The organism is Flavobacterium aurantiibacter, from assembly GCF_002251775.1.
Classification (GTDB): Bacteria; Bacteroidota; Bacteroidia; order Flavobacteriales; family Flavobacteriaceae; genus Flavobacterium; species Flavobacterium aurantiibacter.
This window is the reverse complement of the sequence record NZ_NOXX01000180.1, coordinates 1-21,756: the sequence shown is the minus strand read 5'-3', so window position 1 is coordinate 21,756 and position 21,756 is coordinate 1. Positions and strand designations below refer to the sequence as shown.

21 protein-coding genes are annotated in these 21,756 nt (G+C 41.8%); 7 read left to right on the top strand and 14 right to left on the bottom strand.

The genetic code is table 11. From position 1 onward, the window contains the following. Positions 1-388: 388 nt before the first annotated feature. Entirely contained in the window at positions 389-2,383 is a 1,995-nt protein-coding gene (gene uvrB, locus CHX27_RS06025; protein ID WP_094485862.1) for an excinuclease ABC subunit UvrB, read from the bottom strand. Positions 2,384-2,510: 127 nt separating this feature from the next. Here uvrB and CHX27_RS06020 point away from each other — a divergent pair, with 127 nt between their 5' ends. Continuing rightward, positions 2,511-3,311, top strand: coding sequence for an alpha/beta fold hydrolase (locus tag CHX27_RS06020; protein WP_094485861.1), 801 nt, complete (start codon positions 2,511-2,513; stop codon positions 3,309-3,311). Here the strand turns inward: CHX27_RS06020 and CHX27_RS06015 are convergent, their stop codons facing one another. From CHX27_RS06015 to CHX27_RS05990, 6 genes are read right to left on the bottom strand one after another with little or no spacing between them, the layout of a single operon-like run. Then, positions 3,312-4,274 carry a sodium-dependent bicarbonate transport family permease gene (locus tag CHX27_RS06015; protein ID WP_094485860.1) on the bottom strand — a complete coding sequence of 321 codons (963 nt, stop codon included), beginning with the start codon at positions 4,272-4,274 and terminating at the stop codon, positions 3,312-3,314. After that, on the bottom strand, positions 4,271-5,218 hold the full coding sequence (locus CHX27_RS06010; protein ID WP_094485859.1) for an L-threonylcarbamoyladenylate synthase: 948 nt from the start codon (positions 5,216-5,218) through the stop codon (positions 4,271-4,273). The genes CHX27_RS06015 and CHX27_RS06010 overlap by 4 nt, the downstream gene beginning before the upstream one ends. Position 5,219: 1 nt before the next feature. Next, positions 5,220-6,077: a DUF6671 family protein gene (locus CHX27_RS06005; RefSeq protein WP_094485858.1), complete on the bottom strand. Its 858-nt coding sequence runs from the start codon at positions 6,075-6,077 to the stop codon at positions 5,220-5,222. Continuing rightward, on the bottom strand, positions 6,077-6,343 hold the full coding sequence (locus CHX27_RS06000; protein ID WP_094485857.1) for a hypothetical protein: 267 nt from the start codon (positions 6,341-6,343) through the stop codon (positions 6,077-6,079). Before CHX27_RS06000 ends, CHX27_RS06005 begins: the two co-directional genes overlap by 1 nt. Further along, positions 6,321-6,548, bottom strand: coding sequence for a hypothetical protein (locus CHX27_RS05995; protein ID WP_094485856.1), 228 nt, complete (start codon positions 6,546-6,548; stop codon positions 6,321-6,323). Before CHX27_RS05995 ends, CHX27_RS06000 begins: the two co-directional genes overlap by 23 nt. A gap of 9 nt (positions 6,549-6,557) precedes the next feature. Further along, positions 6,558-7,991, bottom strand: coding sequence for an NADP-dependent isocitrate dehydrogenase (locus tag CHX27_RS05990; protein ID WP_094485855.1), 1,434 nt, complete (start codon positions 7,989-7,991; stop codon positions 6,558-6,560). Between the two features lie 89 nt (positions 7,992-8,080). Between CHX27_RS05990 and CHX27_RS05985 the strand changes: the two genes are divergently transcribed. Then, the gene (locus CHX27_RS05985; protein WP_094485854.1) at positions 8,081-8,998 is read left to right on the top strand and encodes a LysR family transcriptional regulator; all 918 of its coding nucleotides are present in this window, start codon (positions 8,081-8,083) and stop codon (positions 8,996-8,998) included. A gap of 607 nt (positions 8,999-9,605) precedes the next feature. Here the strand turns inward: CHX27_RS05985 and CHX27_RS05980 are convergent. Continuing rightward, positions 9,606-10,040 (bottom strand): DUF3127 domain-containing protein, encoded by a 435-nt coding sequence (locus CHX27_RS05980; protein WP_094485853.1) that lies wholly within the window; start codon positions 10,038-10,040, stop codon positions 9,606-9,608. A 17-nt stretch (positions 10,041-10,057) separates the two neighbouring features. Then, positions 10,058-10,939 carry a flavin reductase family protein gene (locus CHX27_RS05975; protein WP_094485852.1) on the bottom strand — a complete coding sequence of 294 codons (882 nt, stop codon included), beginning with the start codon at positions 10,937-10,939 and terminating at the stop codon, positions 10,058-10,060. Between the two features lie 465 nt (positions 10,940-11,404). Between CHX27_RS05975 and CHX27_RS05970 the strand changes: the two genes are divergently transcribed. Then, positions 11,405-12,544, top strand: coding sequence for a sensor histidine kinase (locus CHX27_RS05970; RefSeq protein ID WP_094485851.1), 1,140 nt, complete (start codon positions 11,405-11,407; stop codon positions 12,542-12,544). 56 nt (positions 12,545-12,600) lie between these two features. On the opposite strand, the gene CHX27_RS05965 is transcribed toward CHX27_RS05970, so the two are convergent. After that, a complete protein-coding gene (locus CHX27_RS05965; protein WP_094485850.1) occupies positions 12,601-14,145 on the bottom strand; it encodes an Rne/Rng family ribonuclease in 1,545 nt (514 codons plus the stop codon). Between the two features lie 252 nt (positions 14,146-14,397). Then, a complete protein-coding gene (locus tag CHX27_RS05960; RefSeq protein ID WP_026703531.1) occupies positions 14,398-14,688 on the bottom strand; it encodes an HU family DNA-binding protein in 291 nt (96 codons plus the stop codon). Between the two features lie 129 nt (positions 14,689-14,817). Here CHX27_RS05960 and mutY point away from each other — a divergent pair, with 129 nt between their 5' ends. The 3 genes from mutY to gldD all read left to right on the top strand — a co-directional run bounded on the left by mutY (position 14,818) and on the right by gldD (position 17,162). Then, positions 14,818-15,864 carry an A/G-specific adenine glycosylase gene (gene mutY, locus CHX27_RS05955; protein ID WP_094485849.1) on the top strand — a complete coding sequence of 349 codons (1,047 nt, stop codon included), beginning with the start codon at positions 14,818-14,820 and terminating at the stop codon, positions 15,862-15,864. Between the two features lie 248 nt (positions 15,865-16,112). Then, a complete protein-coding gene (locus CHX27_RS05950) occupies positions 16,113-16,517 on the top strand; it encodes a single-stranded DNA-binding protein (RefSeq protein ID WP_094485848.1) in 405 nt (134 codons plus the stop codon). Between the two features lie 9 nt (positions 16,518-16,526). Continuing rightward, positions 16,527-17,162, top strand: a complete 636-nt coding sequence (gene gldD, locus CHX27_RS05945; protein ID WP_094485847.1) for a gliding motility lipoprotein GldD — start codon at positions 16,527-16,529, stop codon at positions 17,160-17,162. A 246-nt stretch (positions 17,163-17,408) separates the two neighbouring features. Here gldD and CHX27_RS05940 read toward each other — a convergent pair whose 3' ends face one another. Then, entirely contained in the window at positions 17,409-17,963 is a 555-nt protein-coding gene (locus tag CHX27_RS05940) for a heavy-metal-associated domain-containing protein (protein ID WP_094485846.1), read from the bottom strand. 97 nt (positions 17,964-18,060) lie between these two features. On the opposite strand from CHX27_RS05940, the gene CHX27_RS05935 reads away from it, so the two are divergent. Continuing rightward, the gene (locus tag CHX27_RS05935; protein ID WP_094485845.1) at positions 18,061-18,924 is read left to right on the top strand and encodes a DMT family transporter; all 864 of its coding nucleotides are present in this window, start codon (positions 18,061-18,063) and stop codon (positions 18,922-18,924) included. Here CHX27_RS05935 and CHX27_RS05930 read toward each other — a convergent pair. After that, on the bottom strand, positions 18,860-20,077 hold the full coding sequence (locus CHX27_RS05930; RefSeq protein WP_094485844.1) for a hypothetical protein: 1,218 nt from the start codon (positions 20,075-20,077) through the stop codon (positions 18,860-18,862). The genes CHX27_RS05935 and CHX27_RS05930 overlap by 65 nt on opposite strands. Before the next feature lie 123 nt (positions 20,078-20,200). Further along, positions 20,201-21,544 (bottom strand): NADP-specific glutamate dehydrogenase, encoded by a 1,344-nt coding sequence (gene gdhA, locus CHX27_RS05925; protein ID WP_094485843.1) that lies wholly within the window; start codon positions 21,542-21,544, stop codon positions 20,201-20,203. Positions 21,545-21,756: the final 212 nt, after the last annotated feature.

Here is a 21,756-nt window from a genome sequence, read left to right as displayed (position 1 = left end):
GATATCAACGCTTCACACGATTATCAGCCTAAAAAATGTCCATTACTCAGAAAAATACTTGAACTAATCTACATATTGTACAAAAATGAATCGGTCTATGATAAAGCCCATCAAACAAAAAATAGCGTGCAAACACAAATGGTTTAAGCACGCTATCGAGACTAGTTCAAGGACCGTCTTAGAATACAAAAATAAAAAATTAGGATTTTACTTGTAATTCAACACAGAATCTTTTGGCGCTACGAATTTTCCACTACTGTCTAAGCAAAAAAGATACAGCGAATGGCGCGACGGCGCTTCGAAAAGCTTGTTGACCTTGATTCGGTAGGCGCAGCGACGGATTGGCGAAGCCGTGCACGATCTAAAAAGCGCCGGCACACCCAAAAAATTAAAATTCAATTTCTTGTAGTTTTTTAATCTCGTCGCGCAATTTAGCTGCCAGCATAAAGTCGAGTTCTTTTGCCGCTTTTTCCATGCTTTTACGCTTTTCTTTAATGAGTTTTTCAATGTCGGATTTCGACAAATACTCGGTTTTTTCCTCGGCAACTAGGCGCACATTGCTCGAACTTAGGTGCTCGTCGAGCTGTTTTACTTTGGTGAAAATATTGTCCAACTTTTTATTCAATGCCATCGGAACCACATTGTTGTCGGCATTAAATTGCAGTTGTTTCGCTCTGCGGTAATTGGTTTCATCGATGGTTTTCTGCATACTGCCCGTAATCGTGTCGGCGTACATAATGGCTTTGCCGTTCAAATTTCGAGCGGCGCGACCCACCGTCTGCGTAAGCGAACGATTGCTGCGCAAAAATCCTTCTTTGTCGGCATCGAGAATGGCAACTAACGAAACTTCCGGTAAATCCAAACCTTCGCGCAGCAAATTCACGCCAATCAACACATCGAAAATACCTTTTCGTAAATCTTGCATGATTTCAATACGTTCCAGCGTATCCACTTCGGAATGAATGTACCGACAACGAATATCAACTTTCGTTAAGTACTTCGCCAATTCTTCGGCCATACGTTTGGTAAGTGTGGTAACCAAAACGCGCTCGTCTTGCTCGGCTCGTTGCTGAATTTCTTCGATAAGATCGTCGATTTGGTTTTCACTAGGACGAATTTCGATAATCGGATCCAACAAACCGGTCGGGCGAATAATTTGTTCCACATAAACACCGCCGCACTTTTGCAATTCGTAATCGGCCGGCGTTGCTGAAACGTAAATGACTTGATTTTGCAATGCTTCAAATTCTTCAAATTTCAGCGGCCGGTTATCCATCGCTGCCGGTAAGCGAAATCCGTATTCCACGAGATTTTCCTTCCGACTGCGGTCGCCACCATACATGGCACTTACTTGCGAAAGCGTCACGTGACTTTCGTCGACAACCATCAAATAATCTTTGGGAAAGTAATCGAGCAAACAGAACGGTCGTGTTCCCGGCAATCGACCGTCGAGGTAACGCGAATAGTTTTCGATTCCGCTGCAATAGCCGAGTTCGCGTATCATTTCTAAGTCGAAATTGGTACGCTCTTCTAAACGTTTTGCTTCTAGATTTTTACCAATCGAATTAAAAAAAGTGACTTGCTTCACCAAATCTTGCTGAATCTCCCAAATGGCGTTTTGCAAGACGTCGGGCGATGTCACAAACATATTGGCCGGATAAATCGTGAGTCGGTCGTACTGTTCGATTCGTACACCAGAGGTCGGATCAAATCGTTCTATTTCCTCAATTTCATCGCCAAAAAAGTGAATGCGAAAAGCGTCGTCGGCGTAACTCGGAAATACTTCTACGGTATCGCCTTTGATTCGGAACGAACCGGGTTTAAATTCGGCTTCGGTTCGGGCATACAAGCTTTGGACTAAGGCATGTAAGAGCTTTGTTCGAGCCAAACGCTGGTTTTGTTCGAGCGGGATTACATTTTTTTGAAATTCTATCGGGTTTCCGATACCGTACAAACACGAAACAGAAGCCACCACGAGAACATCGCGACGTCCGGAAAGCAGCGAAGCTGTAGTACTCATTCGCATTTTTTCGAGTTCGTCGTTTATGGATAAGTCTTTTTCAATGTAAACACCCGTAACCGGCATAAAAGCTTCCGGCTGATAGTAGTCGTAATAAGAAACGAAATACTCGACGGCATTGTTCGGAAAGAACTCTTTGAACTCGGCATAAAGTTGGGCTGCAAGCGTTTTGTTGTGTGCTAGAACCAAGGTAGGTCGCTGAACTTCTTGAATGACGTTTGCAACGGTAAAGGTTTTTCCAGAACCGGTAACACCTAATAATGTTTGAAACTTTTCACCCGAGTGAATTCCATTCGCTAAAGCAGAAATAGCTGCGGGTTGATCGCCTTTTGGCGCGTAGTCGGAAACAACTTTAAACTTCATAGCCGCAAGATAACTAAAGGAATTCCTAAAAAATGATAAACATATTCTAAAACAATCTAATTTTCCGAAAAAAATCAGATTGAAAGCTTATCTAAAAAAGAAGCGCTTTTGGTTGATTACACTCTGCATGAGCTATTTAGTTTTCTGCCAGAGTTGTATGACCATGCGAAGTAGCGCAAAAGAAACCCGACAGCATTTTGAAAAAGCGGGAATTGCATACCAATCAAAGCTGTTAACAATTCGTGAGCATCGGATTCACGTGATTACGAGCGGCGATTCGACTTTACCAGCCCTAGTTTTTATACACGGCTCACCGGGAAGTTGGGATGCTTTTAAAACATTTATGGTCGAAAAACGACTTTTAGAAAAATACTACTTGGTAGCTATCGATCGGCCGGGTTTTGGTTTTTCGGATTTTGGAGAAGCACAAACTCTGCAAACACAAACGGAACTTTTGCATGAAGCGATTAAGAAATTAAGGCTAAAATCGGTTGCTCTTGTCGGCCATTCGATGGGCGGACCCGTAGTTTGCGATTTAGCGGGCACTTATCCCGAATTTTACAAACAACTATATGTTTTAGCGGGTTCGGTGGATCCTGCTGCCGAAAAGCCCGAACGTTGGCGACAAGTCATCAAGGTAAAACCTGTTCGGTATTTAATACCTCGCGCCTTGCGTACTTCAAACGACGAGTTGTATTGGTTGAAATCAGACTTATACGATTTGAAGCCGAAATTGAAATACATTACCGGAAATGTGCGCATCGTTCACGGAACAAAAGACCGTTTGGTTCCTTACAGCAATGTAGATTTTCTCAAAAAAACACTTACCGCTGCACAAAAAGTGGATGTTGTAACGATCGAAAACGCCGATCATTTTATTCCGTGGTCGCATTATGAGATTGTGCTAGCTGCTCTTGTTAATGAGTAATTAAAGTGAAGCAAGAGCCAAATAAAGTGGCATGCCAATAGTAATATTGACTGGGAAAGTCACTGCAAGTGCCATTGGTAAGAACAAACCTGGATTTGCCTTGGGAACTGCAATTTTCATTGCAGCTGGAACAGCAATGTACGAAGCACTGGCAGCCAAAACGGCAAAGATGAATCGGTTTCCTACGTCTTGAGTTACCACTGAAGATAAAACAGCAACCAAACAACCATTAACTAAAGGAATTAGAACAGCAAATGCCACGGCAAACCAACCACTTTTCACGAAATCATTGAGTTTCTTTCCACTGGTAATCCCCATATCGAGTAGGAAAATAGCGAGAAATCCTTTAAACAAATCCGTTGTAAAAGGTTTAATACCCATGGCTTGTTGATCGGATGCTAAAAGTCCGATAATCAAACTTCCTAAAATCAACAATACAGAACCATTTGTAAAAGAGTGTTTTACTAGAGAAAGCAGTCCGGCTTCTGTTTTTTCGCCATTCTTTGCAAACAAGCGAATAAGAACGACACCAATAATAATCGCGGGCGCTTCCATTAAAGCCATTACGGCAACCATATAACCCGAAAAAGTTTTATCCTGTAATTCTAAGAAAGTAGCAGCAGTGACAAATGTTACCGCCGATACCGAACCATAAGCTGCGGCAATGGCTCCTGAATCGTAAATATTGAACTTGCGTTTCAGGATAAAAAAGCTATAAATGGGAATTAAAGATGCTATGACAATTCCGAAAATGACGGCCCAAATGATCTCGAAAGTAAAGTGGCTGTGCGCCAATTCTTGCCCGCCTTTAAAACCAATCGAAAAAAGAAGGTATAAGCTGATGAACTTCGACGAATTGTTTGGTATTTCGAGGTCGCTCTTTAGTTTAACGGCTATAATTCCCAAAAGGAAAAAAAGCAATGCCGGATTTTTGAGGTTTTCTAAGAGTAAATCTAAATTCATATACTGGTTGCCGCCCTTTTCAGGCGATCGTTAATGGTTTGTCCGAGTCCGATATTTTCTGGCTTTTCCACTACAATACATGCTAAATTCTGTGCGTCGTATTGGTGAAAAAGTCGATATAAATTTGTTGCTAGTTCTTGTAAATCATCTGGATTGTAGAGAAAAGCTGCTGTCGCCAATTTTGCTGCTTCTTGATTAACTCCGATGAAACCGACTGTTTTATCCGTTAATGCTCTTAAAGTTTGAACCGGATTTTCGGTTACAATTAATTGCGCTTTTGGAGCGTAGTGTTTTTTGTGCATGCCTGGAACCACAGTTTGCATTGGTATATTTTGCAAGACCTCGAGCTTGGTAACTTCTGTGATTTGTTGCACGGTAATGGCACCGTATCTCAAAACAACCGGCACATTATCTTTAAAAGCTACAATCGTCGATTCCAAACCTTGGCTGCATGGGCCACCGTCTAAAATCCAAACGTCGTCATTGGCAAATTGCTTGGCAACATCAACGGCATTTGTGGTACTGGTTTGCATGTATTTATTGGCACTAGGAGCTACTAAGCCATTTGGAAAATTGAGTAAAAGTTCACGTGTTAGCGGGTGTGCAGGTACTCGCAAAGCAACTGTATCCTGACCAGCGGTGATCACATCTGAAATATGCGGCTTTTTTGGAAGTACCAGTGTCAGCGGTCCGGGCCAAAAATGTGCGGCCAATACTTTTGCAGCTTCTGGCACCCAACGGGCTTGCTCGAATGCGGCTTCACTGCTGTGGAAATGTAAAATTAGCGGATTGGTTTGTGGCCTATTTTTATAGGAAAAAATCTGTTGTACCGCGATTTCATTGGTGCTGTCGGCCGCGAGTCCGTAGACGGTTTCAGTGGGAATGGCAACTACTAAACCATTTTTTAGTCGATTTACAGCTTGTGCGAGTTCGGTGATAATCATCTTACGGATTGCAATAGTTACAGTACATAGCCGACTCGAAAGATTTATTATCGGGTCTTGGCTGCTCGTTTTCGAATTGGCACACTTCGCAGCGATGCTTCAAAGCTAAAACGCTGTTCGTTGGCTGCTGGCATAGCTCACAGGGCAAACCTGTTTTAACATCATACCAATCAAAACCTGGTGCAGCACAATTCGGGCACAAAGATTTGATTTTTTCAATTAATTTCTGTGCTGTTTCGGCAATTGCTTTTCGTCGCAACGGATTATTCATGGCACGCATATCGGTTTCGACATAAAAAGAACCGAAGCGGTTTAATAAATCTTGAGCAGCTGTAGCTACTTCTTCTTCCGACGCTAGATCTTTACTAACAACATCTGGATTTTCCTCGCGATTTTTCAAAATCACTTTTGCTTCTGGGAAACCAACTTTTTGTAGAAAGGTGGCTAAATCGGTTAGATTTGTGAGGCGTTCACCAGAAAAATTTGTGTCGGTAGTTAGGTGTTTGGCGAGATACTCGCGTTTATTCTTATAATCGGCCAGTAACAGATATTCTTCATTTGCATGAGCGAAAAAAATCTCGGGATGCGGGCCAAAAGATCCTTCGCTGGCTAAGATTAAATCGTGTCCGTATTTTTCTGCCGCGGCTTTTGCCTTTCGGCGAACGGTTTCAAGTGCGGAGTCGCGTCGGTTAACTTCTCCAGAAAACGTTCCGAACACGTCAGTATCGAATTCAGGCGCAACTTGCACCTGAATTCCTAACTGATCGTTAAATAATGATTGAACAAGCAGTCCCTTTCCGTGCTTAGTGGCAAATAATGCCGTTCTTCCTTCGCCCAAAAGAAATTTACTGCGTTCCATCAAAGCAATTCAATTGAAATATTCGATTGAATTGAGAATTTCAAATTGCGTTCTTTGGCTTGCTTTACCAACTCGCGTACCGATTCGGTTGCATCAACCAGTTCGGCAACACGTTGTTTGCTGTGTTGGTTTTCCTCGCCACCTCGAATTTGCGAGCTGAAACTTTCGAGCGCGTGAAACTTGATCTTGCTATCTAGCAATTTCAAAAGCACATTCTCCGCCTCTTCCGGCGTAAACGTTCCGTCAATTAATTTGATTGAAGTCATTGGCATTGTTAGATTCACGATTCTCTGTTTTAGTTAAATTAGAAAGGACAATAAATGCGAGTAGTATTCCTACCACTAAAAAAGCGGTGCCGTAGCAGGAATTGGGTTGTAATAGATTGTAAATCAATCCGCTGATTGTCCACAATAAAACCAAAACCAGTTTTACATTTTGCTTCATTTGAGGCGTTTGAGGTTGGTTAGCCATGAATTATGATTACTGACCTTGACCTAAAGAGAAGGCAGCTTTACCGTCGAACTCATATAGATTTTCCGTTTTGATTACGTCTAATCCGTGAGCTTCCGCGTTAGAAAGTAAGGTAATGATATCTTGCTTGCTCAACGCTCCTGTTGCTGATTTGAATCGGCATCGCCAGTGATCGGTACAAAAAGTTTCTGAGAAACCTTCTGGCCATACTTTGATTCCACGGTTGGTAATCATTGACAACGAAACTGAATCAAAACCAATTTTAGAAGCAGCTGCACCTAACTCGTCAGGATTTGTTCCGCGGTAGTGCAAGAAAACATCTACGCCAACTAATTTCTTAGCTTTTGGTGCTTTTCTTTCGTATTTCGGCAGATTCAAAGTAGCGTCTGTTTTATAAGTAACCGCTTTTAATTTAGAAGGTTTTTGACCTAAATTCGCGATTATAGCATCTGCAAATTCTTTAGTTCCAACTTTTACTTTGCTGGTTCCTTCTTTGAAAATGTCGTAGGTATGAACGCCGTCTTCAATTGTTTTCAACCAAGCGTTTTGCACTTTTTCGGCAACGTCGGTCATTCCCATATGCGTTAACATCATCACCGCACCTTGTAATAGTCCAGACGGATTCGCTAAGTTTTGTCCAGCACGACGAGGCGCCGAACCGTGAATAGCTTCGAACATAGCGCATTCTTCACCAATATTTGCTGAACCTGCTAGACCAACAGATCCTGCAATTTGTGCGGCGATATCCGAAAGAACGTCGCCATATAGATTTAGCGTCACAATAACGTCGAAAACTTCTGGTGTATCCGACATTTTCGCAGCACCGATATCGATAATCCAGTGTTCGTTTTCGATTTCAGGATATTCGGCAGCAATTTCGTCGAAAACTTGGTGAAACAAACCATCGGCTTGCTTCATGATATTGTCTTTTGTGAAGCAAGTTACTTTCTTTCTGCCGTACGCACGTGCATATTCAAAAGCGTAACGAACAATTTTCTCACAACCCGGACGAGAAATAATTTTCAAACACTGAACCACTTCGTCGGTTTGTTGGTGCTCGATTCCTGCATATAAATCTTCTTCATTTTCACGAACAATCACAATATCCATTTCAGGATGCTTGGTAGCCACAAATGGGTGCAAAGACGTACACGGACGCACATTGCTGTAAAGACCTAGAAATTTACGTGTGGTAACGTTCAAACTCTTGTAACCACCACCTTGAGGTGTTGTAATAGGCGCCTTCAAAAACACTTTGTTACGTCGGATAATATCCCATGATTCTGATGCAATTCCCGATGTATTTCCCGATAGATAAACTTTTTCGCCTACCTCAATTTCATCGTACTCCAATTCGGCACCAGCTGCCTTGATGATCGACAACGTAGCGTCCATAATTTCCGGACCAATCCCGTCTCCTTTTGCAATTGTGATTCTTTTCATGCTGAATAAATTTTATATCGGTGCAAAGATGACAGCTTCCTTTCATATATTTTTATTTATATTTGATATATTAAACATTAAAATATTTTATGAATTATACCATTCACCAACTGCAGGTATTTTTGCGCGTTACACAAACGGGAAGCATTACCAAGGCGGCAGAATTACTCAATTTAACGCAGCCGGCCGTGTCTATACAGTTAAAGAATTTACAGGATCAGTTTGAGATACCGCTGACCGAAATTGTTGGACGAAAATTGTATGTAACCGATTTTGGTAGAGAAATTGCCGCTGCCGCAGAAAACATATTGAATCAGGTGTATGCAATTAATTTTAAAACGATGGCGCATAAAGGACAGTTAAGTGGCCGATTGAAGCTATCAGCGGTTTCCACCGGAAAATACATCATTCCGTTTTACCTGCAATCGTTTTTGAAACAGCATCCCGGTGTTGAGTTATCACTCGACGTGACAAATCGTTTTAAAGTTTTGGAGAGCTTGGAACGCAACGAAATTGATTTTGCTTTAGTTTCGATTATTCCCGACCAATTTCAATTGAGCAGCATCAGTTTGCTTCGAAACAAATTGTTTTTGATGAAGAATCCGAAGTATTTTGAGGTTGCAGCCTGCCAATCGATCCACGATTTAAAAGAATTGCCAATTATTTTTCGCGAGAAAGGATCGGGTACACGCATGATGATGGAACGGTTTTTTTCGCAGAACGATTTGAATATCGTTAATAAGATTGAGCTTACGAGTAATGAAGCCGTGAAACAAGCGGTTGTTGCGGGTTTAGGCGTTTCGATTTTACCCATGATTGGTGTGAAGAACGAGCTTTTAGTAGGCGATTTAAAGATAATTGATGTGCCCAAACTTCCGCTAGAAACCGATTGGAACTTGATTTGGTTGCAGCAAAAAAACTTATCGCCTGTAGCAGAAGCTTTTCGAAATTTTATAAGTACCGAGCGTCATACCATATTTGAAGAAGAGTTTTCGTGGACGTTGTAGGTTGGCTTTGAATGAGATTACTACTTTATGTAAGTTCTTTTAGAAGTTAGTCCCGATAGCTATCGGGATCGATGAATTTACCATTTTACGTATCGTTTTGCCCAACCGAACCCGCGTATCGTGCGAGCCTAAGCTTGTCGAAGGCTGATACGATTTTTAGGCGACTTGATTCGTTCTGTGTTTTCCTCACTGGTGAAACAATACACCAAATTCTGTGAACTTCGGCGTATTCCGTGCGCGTAAAAAAACTGTTGTCTCAGACAATCAATGGTTAGCGTTGTGTACATTGTGATAAACTTAATGAAACATTGTGCTCCCTAAATCTTTTCATCTCGAAATCTTTTTAAAAATTCCGGTTTTTCCGTAAAATTTATTTCCGGGATNCTGAGTTCGATTTAAAAATTGCGGTCAGAAAACAGATAAATGGTTGTGTACAAGGCAGATTTTTATTGGGATACTGTAGTATCGGAAAAAAATCTAACGAAGTAGGCAGCCGTTTATCTGTTTAGCGTGGAAGTTGTTCCTTTCCATTGCTATTTGATTTCACGATTTGCTGATTTCAAGCGATCTGACAAAGATTTTTAATCGAACTTAGGTTATTAATTATCTAGAACGGCAAATCGTCCGAATCGGCGTCGGTGTTGTAGCTGTCGGCGGGCGGAAATGGTCCGGTTGGCGCCGCAAATTGGTTGGCTGCCGGTTGTTGCGGTTGTTGGTAGCCGGTTGGTGCCGCTTGCTGATACGCCGGTGGTGCTTGTTGAGCCACTTGTGCGCCGCGCTCGATACGCCAGCCTTGAATGTCGTTAAAATATTTTATTTCACCTTGTGGACTTCTCCACTCGCGACCGCGTAAATTTATTGATACGCGAACTTCTTCGCCTACTTGAAAATTGTTCAGCAAGTCGCATTTGTCTTGTACAAAATTGATGCTGATGTATTGTGGATATTGTTCTTGTGTGGTTACTACCAATTCGCGTTTTCTAAAACTATCACTTACGCGTTGCTCTGGGTTGATTACTTTGATGATTCCGGATACTTCCATGTTTTTTGGCTTTTAAATTAGTTAATACGCGGTGCTAGCAATAGTTTCCAGGCATCTAAAACGGCTCCCGAACGCAGGTATTCAAGGGCTTGTTCTTGAATTTTGTGCTCGTCGGCGGTGCTTAATGCGGCTTTTGCTGCAAAATTGCTTTTTACAAATGTATCAATTTCTGCTTCGGTAGGCAACTGTTCTACATTTCCTAACCTGCCTAAATCGTTTCCGGTAAACAAGGAACTGTCGCGTATGAATTTCGGAATATTGTCGACACCAATACCCAAGGTTGTTAGCGGTTTCGGAATTTCAAACAAGCCCGTATTCGAACGGCCGTACCAGTTGCCGCCTAATCGTGAAACCAAATCGATTTTATGCTGATCGATGCCGCCTTTTTCGTCTAAAACCGCATCGGAAACATGAATTTTTAAAACTTCGCAGATTACTAAATTTCCGGCACCGCCGTTTTCGCCCAAGGCAATAATATCGTTGATTTTGCACTCAAATTGCACCGGACTTTCGGCTACGCGAAACGGTTTTACCAGATCTGACGCCACTGCCGTTAAACCTGCCTTTTCGAATTCGTTTACACCGTCGGGATACTCGGTACTGGACAATGAAACTTGTTCGACCATATCGAAATTCACGACGTTAATTACTACTTCGCGCGTGGCTAAACTGTTTTCGAGCGTGTGTTTTGTGGTATTATCGCGAACACGACGCGCTGGTGAGAAAATAAGTATCGGCGGATTGGAACTAAAAACGTTGAAAAAACTAAACGGCGACAAATTAGGAACACCTGTTGCCGACAAAGTGCTGGCTAATGCTATGGGTCGCGGACCTACAGCAGCTTGCAAGTACCCTTGAATTTGTGCAGCCGATAAAATATTGGTTTCGAAAGATGGCATTTGAGATTTTTTTCAAATGTACATCACTGCACGAAAAGCTGTTTGAATTTTAAGTTTTTTTAAAATCAATTTTTGGATTTGAGGAATTATTGGTGGTAGGTTTATGGCTTTGTATTTTTTGGTTTGTAATATTGCAATATTACCTCGATTTAAAATACTGTAAATCATTCAGTAAGAATCAAAATTTTTGAAGGAAATTCACCACATTTTGCAAACGAATTGTATAACGTTTTTTCGTTAGCGATTTTTCCGCGTTAGCGATAGGAGCGGAAATGCGCTGAAGCCTGCGGTTTTGCGGTTGTTTATTGCGGCGGCGACAGCGAGAGCCCACGCCAATACCTACAACCGCAACCGCAGGCAAAGGGCATTGCAGCGGATAGCGCGGCGCTCGGGCGGACTGAGCAAGGGGAGCGCAACGCCCAAAAATTGAAAAAATAGCGTACTTTTAAATCTCAAATTGTTTGCATGAAATTTTCTCAGAAACCACAATCGGCGCGGTGGATAATCTTGGCAACTTCGTTTGCTATAATCCTGCTTATTTTGTGGAATACGTACCGCTTTTTTCAGGTTTTTAAGAATGAAGAACGCCTGAAAATGACCGTTTTAGCGGAAAGTATGAAGACTATAGACAAGGCCGATTTGCTGAACGATGAAATTGAATTGCCGCTGCAAATTATTAGCAACAACAAGACCATTCCGGTGATTGTAACCGACAGTAAAGGCAAGATTTTAAACACGGCGAACCTTAGCGAACAACTGGCAAACGACAGCGTGTACATGAAGCGCACTCTGGCACGCCTGAAGAAAGAAAACGAACCCATTTTGATGGCGAGCACGGGCAGCAAACAATATTTGTACTACGGAAACTCGGAACTTTTGAACTCGCTGAAGTATTTTCCGATAGCACTTTTGCTGATTATCTTTTTGTTTATTGCGCTGATTTACAACTATTATCGCAGCGTAAAAATTGGAAGCGAGAATAAACTTTGGGCCGGAATGGCCAAAGAAACGGCGCATCAGATTGGTACGCCTTTGTCGAGTTTGCTTGGGTGGATTGAAATTTTGCGCAGCGAACATGTAGAAGAATCGACCGTACAAGAAATCGAAAAAGACGTGGCGCGTTTGCAAACCATAGCCGATCGATTTTCGAAAATTGGTTCGGAACCCGCGCTGGAATCGTTGGATTTAATAGCCGAAACAGAGAAGTCGTACGCGTATTTGAAATCGCGTTTTGCGGGTCAGGTTAGTTTTACGTTTAATGCGCCGGCGTATCCGATATATCGGAATTTGAATCCGGTTTTGCACAGCTGGACGATAGAGAATTTGGTTAAAAATGCCATAGATGCTATGCGTGGACGCGGCGCTATTGATTTAACGATAACCGACGACGGCAAGCAGGTACGCATTTTTGTGTCGGATACCGGAAAAGGCATTGCCAAACATCAGTTTAAACGCATTTTCGAACCGGGTTTTACAACGAAGAAGCGCGGTTGGGGCTTGGGTTTATCGCTTACAAAACGCATTGTGGAAGAGTATCACAAAGGTAAAATTGCCGTTACACGCTCGGAAATTGGCAAAGGTACAACGATTGAGGTGTGTTTGTAGCGCAGGAAAATCAAGGCAAAAAAAAACCCCGACTTCGAGAGAAATCGGGGTTTTTGTTATTCTAAAATTTCGTTGCCTTCGCGGTCAAAGAAATGGTATTCTAAAAAGGTATAAGCATCTCTGGGGATGATTTTTACCCACTTTTTGTATTTCAAGGCCCAGCGCACACGTGGCGATGGCATGCCTTTAGAAAGATACGCAGCTACGAACGGATGTACGTTAAGTACGAGTCCGCGTTGTGTACCGATAAGTCGGTCGAGGTCGCTTTCTATTTTGGTAATGATAGAAATAGGCGCTTCGATTTCACCGTTTTCGTTGTTTGGATCTTCCTCTCGTGTTTTGATGTTTACTTCCGGGCGTACACGTTGACGCGTAATTTGTACGAGTCCGAATTTGCTCGGCGGTAAAATTTTGTGTTTGGCTTTATCGTCGCTCATTTCTTCCCTCAGGAAGTCGAATAACACTTTACGGTTATCCGGATTCGACATATCGATGAAGTCGACCACAATAATGCCTCCCATATCGCGCAGTCGCAATTGGCGTGCGATTTCTGCTGCTGCGATGAGATTTACTTCCAAGGCCGTTTCTTCTTGGTTATTGGCTTTGTTACTGCGGTTTCCGCTGTTCACGTCGATTACGTGTAAAGCTTCCGTATGCTCGATAATCAAATAAGCACCTTTGCTCATCGAGACGGTTTTTCCGAAAGAGGTTTTTATTTGTCTTTCGATGTGATATTTCTCGAATATGGGCAAATTTTTAGATTGATAAAGTTTAACAATAGATTGTTTTGCGGGAGCGATCTCTTGGAGATAGTCGCGCGTTTGATGGTACAACTCTTCGTCGTCGACATGAATGCCGCTAAAGGTATCGTTAAATACGTCTCTGAGAATGCTAGAGGCGCGATTTAACTCTCCCAGGACTTTCGATGGATGATGAGCAGTTGGTAATTTTTTACACATTCCCGACCACCTGTCGAGTAATGTTTGTAGATCTTTTTCAAGTTCTGTTGTTTGTTTGCCTTCGGCTACTGTGCGAACAATAACTCCAAATCCTTTCGGACGAATAGAGGAAACCAATCGTTTAAGACGCTCTTTCTCTTCTCTTGATTCGATTTTTTGCGATATAGAAACGCGGTCAGAGAAAGGAACGAGAACAATAAACCGACCGGCTAAGGAGAGTTCGCTGCTAATGCGCGGTCCTTTGGTCGATATAGGTTCTTTGACGACTTGTACCAAAACGGATTGATTAGCGCTGAGAACGTCGGTGATGGCACCATTTTTATCAATTTCTTTTTCAAATTGAAAGTTCTTTAGCGTGTAATCTTTAGCTTTTCCGGTGGTAAGCGATTTCAGAAATTTGAGTTGTGAATTTAGGTTTGGACCTAAATCGTGGTAGTGCAAGAAAGCGTCTTTTTCGAAACCTACGTTTACGAAAGCCGCATTTAAACCGGCAACTGGTTTGCGTATTTTAGCTATAAAAATATCGCCAACCTGAAAGTTGCTTTTTTCTTCTTGTTTGTGTAACTCAATTAGTTTTCCGTCTTTAAGTAAGGCAAAATCAACAGCATCAGGATTAGATCTGATGATGAGTTCTTTGTTCACTTTTGTGTATGGTTGTGGGCACGAGACAGGCTCGTATTTGCCCAATTGTTAAACAATGCTGATTTTCGGTTGGAGCTAACTAGGTTGGCTCGCGATGTCAATGAACGTAAAAAAAGAAAAAGTAGTGTTGAACTACTTTTTCTTTTTGTGGCGGTTAGCTCTCGCTCTCTTTTTTCTTTTGTGCGTAGCTACCTTATGTCTTTTTCTTTTTTTACCACTTGGCATAGTTGGTGTATTAGTGATTAATATTGGTTATTTAGCCTCATTGTTGGTTTTAACACCCTCAACAAATACTTTAGCAGGCTTGAAGGCAGGAATGTTGTGAGCCGGAATTTTAATTGTAGTGTTCTTAGAAATGTTTCTTCCGGTTTTCTCTGCTCTTGTTTTGATGATGAAACTTCCAAAGCCTCTCAAATACACATTATCACCAGTTTCTAATGAAGTTTTCACCTCTTCCATAAACGTTTCCACAGTAGCTTGAACATCGCCTTTTTCAAGACCAAGTTTCTCAGAAATTTTAGCTACGATATCTGCTTTCGTCATTTTCTTTCTTTTAATTGAGAATTAATTTTTTTGAGGTTGCAAATATACGATAATAAAAAACAATATATCAAGCTAAAACATTAAATTTTAACTACATAAACGATTAATTTTGGGAGCACCTTAACAAATATGAACTTTTCTAAGATTCTCATAGCGTGGTATTTAGGCAACAAACGCGATTTGCCTTGGCGTTCTACCACTAATCCGTACCTGATTTGGTTGTCGGAAATAATGCTGCAACAAACGCGCGTGGAACAAGCTTTACCCTATTATTTTGCCTTTGTCGATGCCTTTCCGACCGTTACCGATCTGGCCAATGCTCCTGAAGACAAAATTTTAAGATTGTGGCAAGGTCTGGGCTACTATTCTCGGGCACGAAACATGCACGCCACTGCCAAGCAAGTTGTTGAACAACATCAAGGAGCGTTTCCCACTTCTTACAAAGAGCTTATTAAATTAAAAGGTATCGGTCCTTACACCGCTGCCGCCATCGCCTCTTTTGCTTTCCGCGAAGCAGTTGCCGTGGTCGATGGAAATGTATACCGCGTACTTTCTCGAATTTATGGTATCGATGTCGATATTGCTAAATCCGAAGCGAAGTCGATTTTCGCCGAAAAAGCACAATCGTTACTTAGCGTAAAAACACCCGATCTGTATAATCAAGCGTTGATGGAATTCGGCGCGTTGCAGTGCGTGCCTAGAAATCCGTCTTGCCATACCTGTCCGTTTTCGAGTTCGTGTTTTGCATATCAAAATCAGCGCGTAACTGAACTGCCCGTAAAATCAAAAGCCAAAAAAGCGCGAAAACGCTACTTCAATTATTTTGTAACCGCGAATGCTAAAGGTGAAATCGCGCTGCAACAACGCTTGCAAAACGACATTTGGCAAAAGCTCTACGAATTTCCGCTACTCGAAACTGAAGCCGAAATTGATGCCGAAGCTGCAGTGGCTGCCGTGAACAAACTCATGCCTGCTGCGGTTGTGAAACGCATCGATGCTTTTCCAGTGCGAGCAAGCCATAAATTGTCGCATCAAATCATTGAACTTTGTTTCTGGAAGCTCGAAATCGATGGCGACCTACCTGTTGCCGTTCCGCTTAATAGCGTTGTCGATTATCCGATGCCGATAGCCCTGCACAATTTTACAGTCGCAGAAATTTCGCGAGCAGAAAAATGATTACATTTGAAGCTGAGTTTGATTTAAAACTGAGGTCAGATTACATTGAAATGACCAATGAGGAGGCAGATTTCTTTTGAGATATTTTTATTTCGAAAATAATCCAACTGTGTCATGAGTCGTTGATATGTTGAGCATAGCGTTTGCGAATACGTTGAAGTAACTGAGGTCTGCAATGATCAAGTTGGGAACGCTCGAAGCTCTAATTTTAAACAAACCCAAATTTTCAGATTTAAAAGCCATCAAAAATGAATAACGGAACGCTCAATAAAGTCATGTTAATCGGTCATTTAGGAGACGACGTAAAAATGCACTACTTCGATGGTGGAAATTGTATCGGACGCTTTCCGCTGGCTACCAACGAAGTGTACGTTAACAAAACCACCGGAGAAAAACTCACCTCTACAGAATGGCACAATTTGGTTGTTCGAAACAAAGCTGCCGAAATCTGTGAAAAATACCTTTCAAAAGGCGATAAAATTTACGTAGAAGGTCGGATAAAGTCGCGTCAGTGGCAGGCCGAAGACGGCTCTACTAAGTACACTACCGAAATTCAAGTAACCGAATTTACGTTCTTAAGTGTCAAAAAAGATAACGATCACAACAAATCGGGCGATGCACACTACGGAATGTCCGATGCCGATATGCCTTAACTTACCGCTATGAATGCCTTTTCTCGTACGTATCGCAACAAGCTTTGGCTTGCACTAATTGCGCTCGCTGGCTTGTATTCTTGTAAGGATGAAGTTCTGCCAAAGCCCGAAGCGCAATTGCGACTCGATTATTCTTTTCCAAAGTACAAACCGTATGTTGGTCCGTGTCCGTATACGTTCGACATCAATTCGGAGGCTGTGGTTAAAGTAACTTCGGATTGCGGACTCGAAATTAATTACCCAAAGATGAAGGCAACGATTTATCTGAGTTATAAATCGGTTTCCAACAACATCGATCTGTTACTTCGCGATGCGCAAAAACTAACTTATAAGCACGTCATTAAAGCCGACGATATTACCGAACAACCTTTTCTTAATAACAACGACAAGGTTTATGGGATGTTTTATGAAGTGAACGGAAATGCGGCAACAAACGGACAATTTTATGCCACCGACAGTTTGCGCCATTTCATAGACGGCTCGGTGTATTTTTACGCCAAACCCAATTTTGACTCGCTACTTCCAGCCGCAGCTTATGTAAAAAACGATATGCGACGCCTGCTGGAAACGCTTCGCTGGGAACGTGGAGTGGAGGCAACATCACCAAAAATAGCCTTGCCTGCCGAAAAGAAAACGCAATTGTAGTTTTTGCTTTTTTTGGCAGCATTTCGCGTTTTTTCCTGCAGCTCGATTGCCATCAAGACACACAAAAATCAGTTCAAAATAACCCGACCAATTGTGCTTCTTTTCGTTGCCAATTGGTTGTTTGTAGATCTTATTGGTATAACTAATTTTTGCGGTGGGATGTGCCCAAAATAATTTCAGTTTTCGAGTGGAATCAAATAGAAAAGGCCGCAACTTGCGACCTTCAGAATTTTTAGTGCCTTACTGTTATAAGGTTCCGGTTTCGGAGCTACAGTGCTTTTTCTTAGCAGCGCAACAACCTGGCTTAGCATCGGATTTTGCAGCTTCGCCGGCGCAAGATGCTGGAGCGGCAGCTTCTGTTTTAGCGGCATCAGCTTTTGCAGCTTTTTTAGCTTTTTTCGACTTCTTAGCTTTTTTTGGTTCTTCTTCGTAGAGCGATGCTTTGTCGGTACTCGATTTTACATCGCTTACTTTGTAGGTTTTCCCATCGGCTACTGCTTCGACTTTTTTAGCGAGTTCCGACGGAGTTACAAGCGTACTGTTGTATTCTACGGTTGCTGTTTTCTTTTCGAAATCAACTTTTGCCGCTTTTACACCTTCCGTTTGCTGTAGTTCTTTTTCGATTTTCGACGCACACATTACTGCACAACTCATTCCTTCAATTTTGAAACTGGCTGTTGCCGTTTCTCCCGCCGCTAGTGTTTTTGATGTTGCAGTTGCAGTAGTTTCTGTTTCTTTTTTACAAGCGGTAAAGCTCGCAGCCATAGCACAAATAAGTATGGCAATCTTCCAAGTTTTCATGGCTAATCATTTAATTATGAAACAAAAATAATAAACTATACATACTATTGTGTTGTAAAAATGCCAAATTTGCGCCTTTATTCCCGGCAAAACCGTTATGAAACAACAAAAATGGGTTCTTTTAGTCGCATTAGCATTAGTTTGGGGTAGTTCTTTTATTCTGATTAAGAAGGGTTTAGCTGGTTTATCGCCTATACAAGTGGGTGCTTCGCGCATTGTTTTTGCGGCCTTGTTTTTAATGCTAATCGGTGCCAATCAAGTTGCTAAAGTGCCGTCGTTTAAATGGAAGTACATTGCCCTCACTTCTTTATTCGGAACTTTTATTCCTGCATTTTTGTTTGCCACTGCACAAGTTTACATCAGTAGTACCGTTAGTGCCGTACTCAATTCGCTTACACCGCTTAACACTTTTATTATTGGTATAATTGGTTTTGGGGCCACTTTTGTGCGCAGGCAAATGCTGGGTGTAGTTATTGGTTTGTCGGGCAGTTTGATTTTGATCTTGAATGGTGCTGCGAACCATCCGGAACAAGACTACCGATTTGCAGCCTTCATCGTTATAGCATCGATATGTTATGCGATCAATGTAAATTTGATCAATAAATTTCTGAGCGATATTCCACCGTTCACGATTACTGTAGGCAATTTTGCGGTAATGTTGGTGCCGGCCTCAATAGTTTTGGCGTGCACCGGAATTCACGAAAACATTAGTGATCAAAGTGTTGTTCATGCCTTGTTTTTCGTAGCTATTTTAGGAATCGTTGGAACCGGTTTGGCCAATATTGTTTTCTTTAAACTGATACAAATCTCCTCGCCTGTATTTGCTACTTCGGTAACGTATTTAATCCCGGTAGTTGCCTTTTGTTGGGGCTTATTCGACGGCGAATCGTTAACGCTTATTCAGTTGTTGGGTGCGGCTGTTGTTCTGAGCGGGGTGTATTTGGCAGCGAAGAAGCGATGAGTATGATTACAAACGGCAGTGCCATATTGAAGTACGAAATGTCGAATTTGCTATCGTAAATACAAGCGTTCCAACCATATTCTCGCAGGGTGTAGCCGAAGCTCAAAAATACAGGAACGGCAACTGAAATACCACCTATTTTTATAAGTTGTAGCTTTCCTTTCTTCACGAAAAACAACAGTATTAAAGGTAGTAATCCGCACAGGATGTTTACGGTTAGCGGTAAGTACGAGCTTTGCAACGAAAACGGATTGTAAGTTTCGATTGTTTGCCAGTTTGGCGCTAAGGAAAAAATCCAATAAGTTAAGAATGCAATTGTTGCAACAAGTACGGTTAAACTACTCAGCAGTTTATGGATACGAGTTTTTAAAGGCAGTTCTGTTTTGTTGCGCAGTTCAAGGATTTGTTGTGCGAAATACGTGCCAATAAGCATGGCTGCGGGGATTCTGGTGTACGCTAAAATTGCTGCTAAGACGGAGATTCCAAGAAGCGGTGCAAGTTTTAGTCGGGTGAGATCAGGTGGAGTTAACAGCAAGAAGCTAGCCACCAGTAAAAAATTTGCCATAAGATCGCTCACCACGTAGCTTTCCCACCAAAATGAGATGCTACCAAAAAGAAGTAAAAGTACCAGAAGAGCTTTTTCGGAAGTATTTTTTTTCAGTATTGAAGCCCCGAAAATTACCACACTAAATGCGGTGAACAATCCAATATTGTGTAATAGAAAAGCGGGTATTCCAAGTAGAATCAGGCCCGGAAAATTTGATGTTCGGCCGCCAAGATGGTCAATTTTATCATAAGGATATTGCTGGTTTAAAACCGACTTAATTGCGACGTCAAACGCCGACCAACGGTCTACTTCGAGGGTGTTCCAATTTACCGCATTAGTTAAAGCAATCATTGCAAACACAGCAAGAATTAAAGTAAAATAGAATAAGCGTTTATGAGGAATTTTTCGCTGGAACTTTTGTAGTAAATATGCGATGTAGCCCACAAATAACATCAAGAGAATTACAACGATACTTTGCAAGACAAAACCAAAGTTTAGTTTATTAAAGGAATACTTCGCGATGAAAATAAAACAAACAAAAAAGTAATAGGTTCTTGCGCTGATGAGATTTACATTTTGTATCAAGGTTTTCAAAAATGGGATCATACAGCAAACAGTCGAATTGTAAAATTAATAAGTAGTGTGCGTGTTTTTCAGTAGTTTTTTGAAAGGTATAAAAAAACCTCGATGTATGCATCGAGGTTCTTTCAACTTGAATTAATAATCTGCTTACACTACTCCTTGTGCGAGCATGGCATCGGCAACTTTTACAAAGCCGGCAATGTTTGCACCTTTTACGTAATCCACATAACCGGATCCGTCTGAGCCATATTTTACACAGGCCGCGTGAATGTTAAGCATAATATTTTTTAGACGTTCGTCTACTTCTTCGGCAGTCCAACTTAAACGAAGTGAATTTTGCGACATTTCTAAACCAGAAGTTGCCACACCGCCCGCATTTGATGCTTTTCCAGGAGCAAACAAAATTTTTGCTTTTTGGAAAACAGCAACGGCTTCTGGTGTTGATGGCATGTTAGCACCTTCGGCTACGCAAATACAGCCGTTTTCTACCAACATTTTTGCCTCTGCTTCGTTGAGTTCGTTTTGTGTGGCGCAAGGTAGTGCCACATCGCATTTCACTTCCCACGGACGTTTACCAGCCACATAAGTTGCATTTGGATATTTCTTTAAGTAATCGCTGATCCGGCCGTAGTTTACGTTTTTGATTTCCATAACGTAAGCTAATTTTTCGGCATCGATACCTGCTTCGTCGTAAATGTAACCTCCTGAATCAGAAAGAGTAACTACTTTTCCGCCGAGTTGTGTTGCCTTCTGACAAGCGTATTGTGCCACGTTTCCAGAACCTGAAACAACTACGGTTTTTCCGGCAAAGCTCTCTCCTTTAGTTTGCAACATGCTTTGCGCAAAATATACGTCGCCGTAACCGGTTGCTTCCGGACGGATTAACGAACCGCCGAAAGAAATTCCTTTGCCCGTTAAAACACCAGTAAATTCGTTGCGAAGGCGTTTGTATTGGCCAAACATGTAACCCACTTCGCGTCCGCCAACACCGATATCTCCTGCAGGCACGTCGGTATCTGCACCGATATGTTTGGAGAGTTCGGTCATGAACGCTTGGCAAAAACGCATGATTTCGTTGTCTGATTTTCCTTTCGGATCGAAATCGGCACCCCCTTTTCCGCCGCCCATAGGCAGGGTGGTAAGGCTGTTTTTGAACGTTTGTTCGAAAGCTAAAAATTTAAGGATGGACAAGTTTACCGATGGATGGAAACGAATTCCTCCTTTGTACGGGCCGATTGCCGAATTCATTTGAATGCGGTAGCCGCGATTTACTTGAGTATTGCCTTGATCGTCTTGCCAAACCACGCGAAATTGGATGATTCGCTCGGCTTCGACCATACGCTCTAACAGCATTTTGTTTTGATATTTTTCGTTTTGTTCAATAAACGGAATTACTGTTTCCGCAACTTCGTGAACTGCCTGTAAAAACTCAGGCTCATTTGGATTCCGTTTTGCAACAGATTCAACAAATGATTCGATGCTTTTTGACATAAAAAATTAGTTTTTTCGCTTTTAAGAAAACGTTTTCGTTTGCAGGCACAAATATACATTTTAATAAAAACGACAATCATATTTTTTCGTTAAGGCGCACAAGCTTTTTGTAGAAGCACTTCTTTTTCAAATCCGTTCGTGTTAATCTTACGTATTTATTGAAGTTATGCTAAGTACACGACAAAAATTGTATTAAATTAATTTCCAGCTTA

What these genes read in the sequence shown, in the direction of transcription:
- uvrB (WP_094485862.1), bottom strand. Translation starts at nt 2,383, where the DNA reads ATGAAGTTTAAAGTTGTTTCCGACTACGCGCCAAAAGGCGATCAACCC.
- CHX27_RS06020 (WP_094485861.1), top strand. Translation starts at nt 2,511, where the DNA reads ATGAGCTATTTAGTTTTCTGCCAGAGTTGTATGACCATGCGAAGTAGC.
- CHX27_RS06015 (WP_094485860.1), bottom strand. Translation starts at nt 4,274, where the DNA reads ATGAATTTAGATTTACTCTTAGAAAACCTCAAAAATCCGGCATTGCTT.
- CHX27_RS06010 (WP_094485859.1), bottom strand. Translation starts at nt 5,218, where the DNA reads ATGATTATCACCGAACTCGCACAAGCTGTAAATCGACTAAAAAATGGT.
- CHX27_RS06005 (WP_094485858.1), bottom strand. Translation starts at nt 6,077, where the DNA reads ATGGAACGCAGTAAATTTCTTTTGGGCGAAGGAAGAACGGCATTATTT.
- CHX27_RS06000 (WP_094485857.1), bottom strand. Translation starts at nt 6,343, where the DNA reads ATGACTTCAATCAAATTAATTGACGGAACGTTTACGCCGGAAGAGGCG.
- CHX27_RS05995 (WP_094485856.1), bottom strand. Translation starts at nt 6,548, where the DNA reads ATGGCTAACCAACCTCAAACGCCTCAAATGAAGCAAAATGTAAAACTG.
- CHX27_RS05990 (WP_094485855.1), bottom strand. Translation starts at nt 7,991, where the DNA reads ATGAAAAGAATCACAATTGCAAAAGGAGACGGGATTGGTCCGGAAATT.
- CHX27_RS05985 (WP_094485854.1), top strand. Translation starts at nt 8,081, where the DNA reads ATGAATTATACCATTCACCAACTGCAGGTATTTTTGCGCGTTACACAA.
- CHX27_RS05980 (WP_094485853.1), bottom strand. Translation starts at nt 10,040, where the DNA reads ATGGAAGTATCCGGAATCATCAAAGTAATCAACCCAGAGCAACGCGTA.
- CHX27_RS05975 (WP_094485852.1), bottom strand. Translation starts at nt 10,939, where the DNA reads ATGCCATCTTTCGAAACCAATATTTTATCGGCTGCACAAATTCAAGGG.
- CHX27_RS05970 (WP_094485851.1), top strand. Translation starts at nt 11,405, where the DNA reads ATGAAATTTTCTCAGAAACCACAATCGGCGCGGTGGATAATCTTGGCA.
- CHX27_RS05960 (WP_026703531.1), bottom strand. Translation starts at nt 14,688, where the DNA reads ATGACGAAAGCAGATATCGTAGCTAAAATTTCTGAGAAACTTGGTCTT.
- mutY (WP_094485849.1), top strand. Translation starts at nt 14,818, where the DNA reads ATGAACTTTTCTAAGATTCTCATAGCGTGGTATTTAGGCAACAAACGC.
- CHX27_RS05950 (WP_094485848.1), top strand. Translation starts at nt 16,113, where the DNA reads ATGAATAACGGAACGCTCAATAAAGTCATGTTAATCGGTCATTTAGGA.
- gldD (WP_094485847.1), top strand. Translation starts at nt 16,527, where the DNA reads ATGAATGCCTTTTCTCGTACGTATCGCAACAAGCTTTGGCTTGCACTA.
- CHX27_RS05940 (WP_094485846.1), bottom strand. Translation starts at nt 17,963, where the DNA reads ATGAAAACTTGGAAGATTGCCATACTTATTTGTGCTATGGCTGCGAGC.
- CHX27_RS05935 (WP_094485845.1), top strand. Translation starts at nt 18,061, where the DNA reads ATGAAACAACAAAAATGGGTTCTTTTAGTCGCATTAGCATTAGTTTGG.
- CHX27_RS05930 (WP_094485844.1), bottom strand. Translation starts at nt 20,077, where the DNA reads ATGATCCCATTTTTGAAAACCTTGATACAAAATGTAAATCTCATCAGC.
- gdhA (WP_094485843.1), bottom strand. Translation starts at nt 21,544, where the DNA reads ATGTCAAAAAGCATCGAATCATTTGTTGAATCTGTTGCAAAACGGAAT.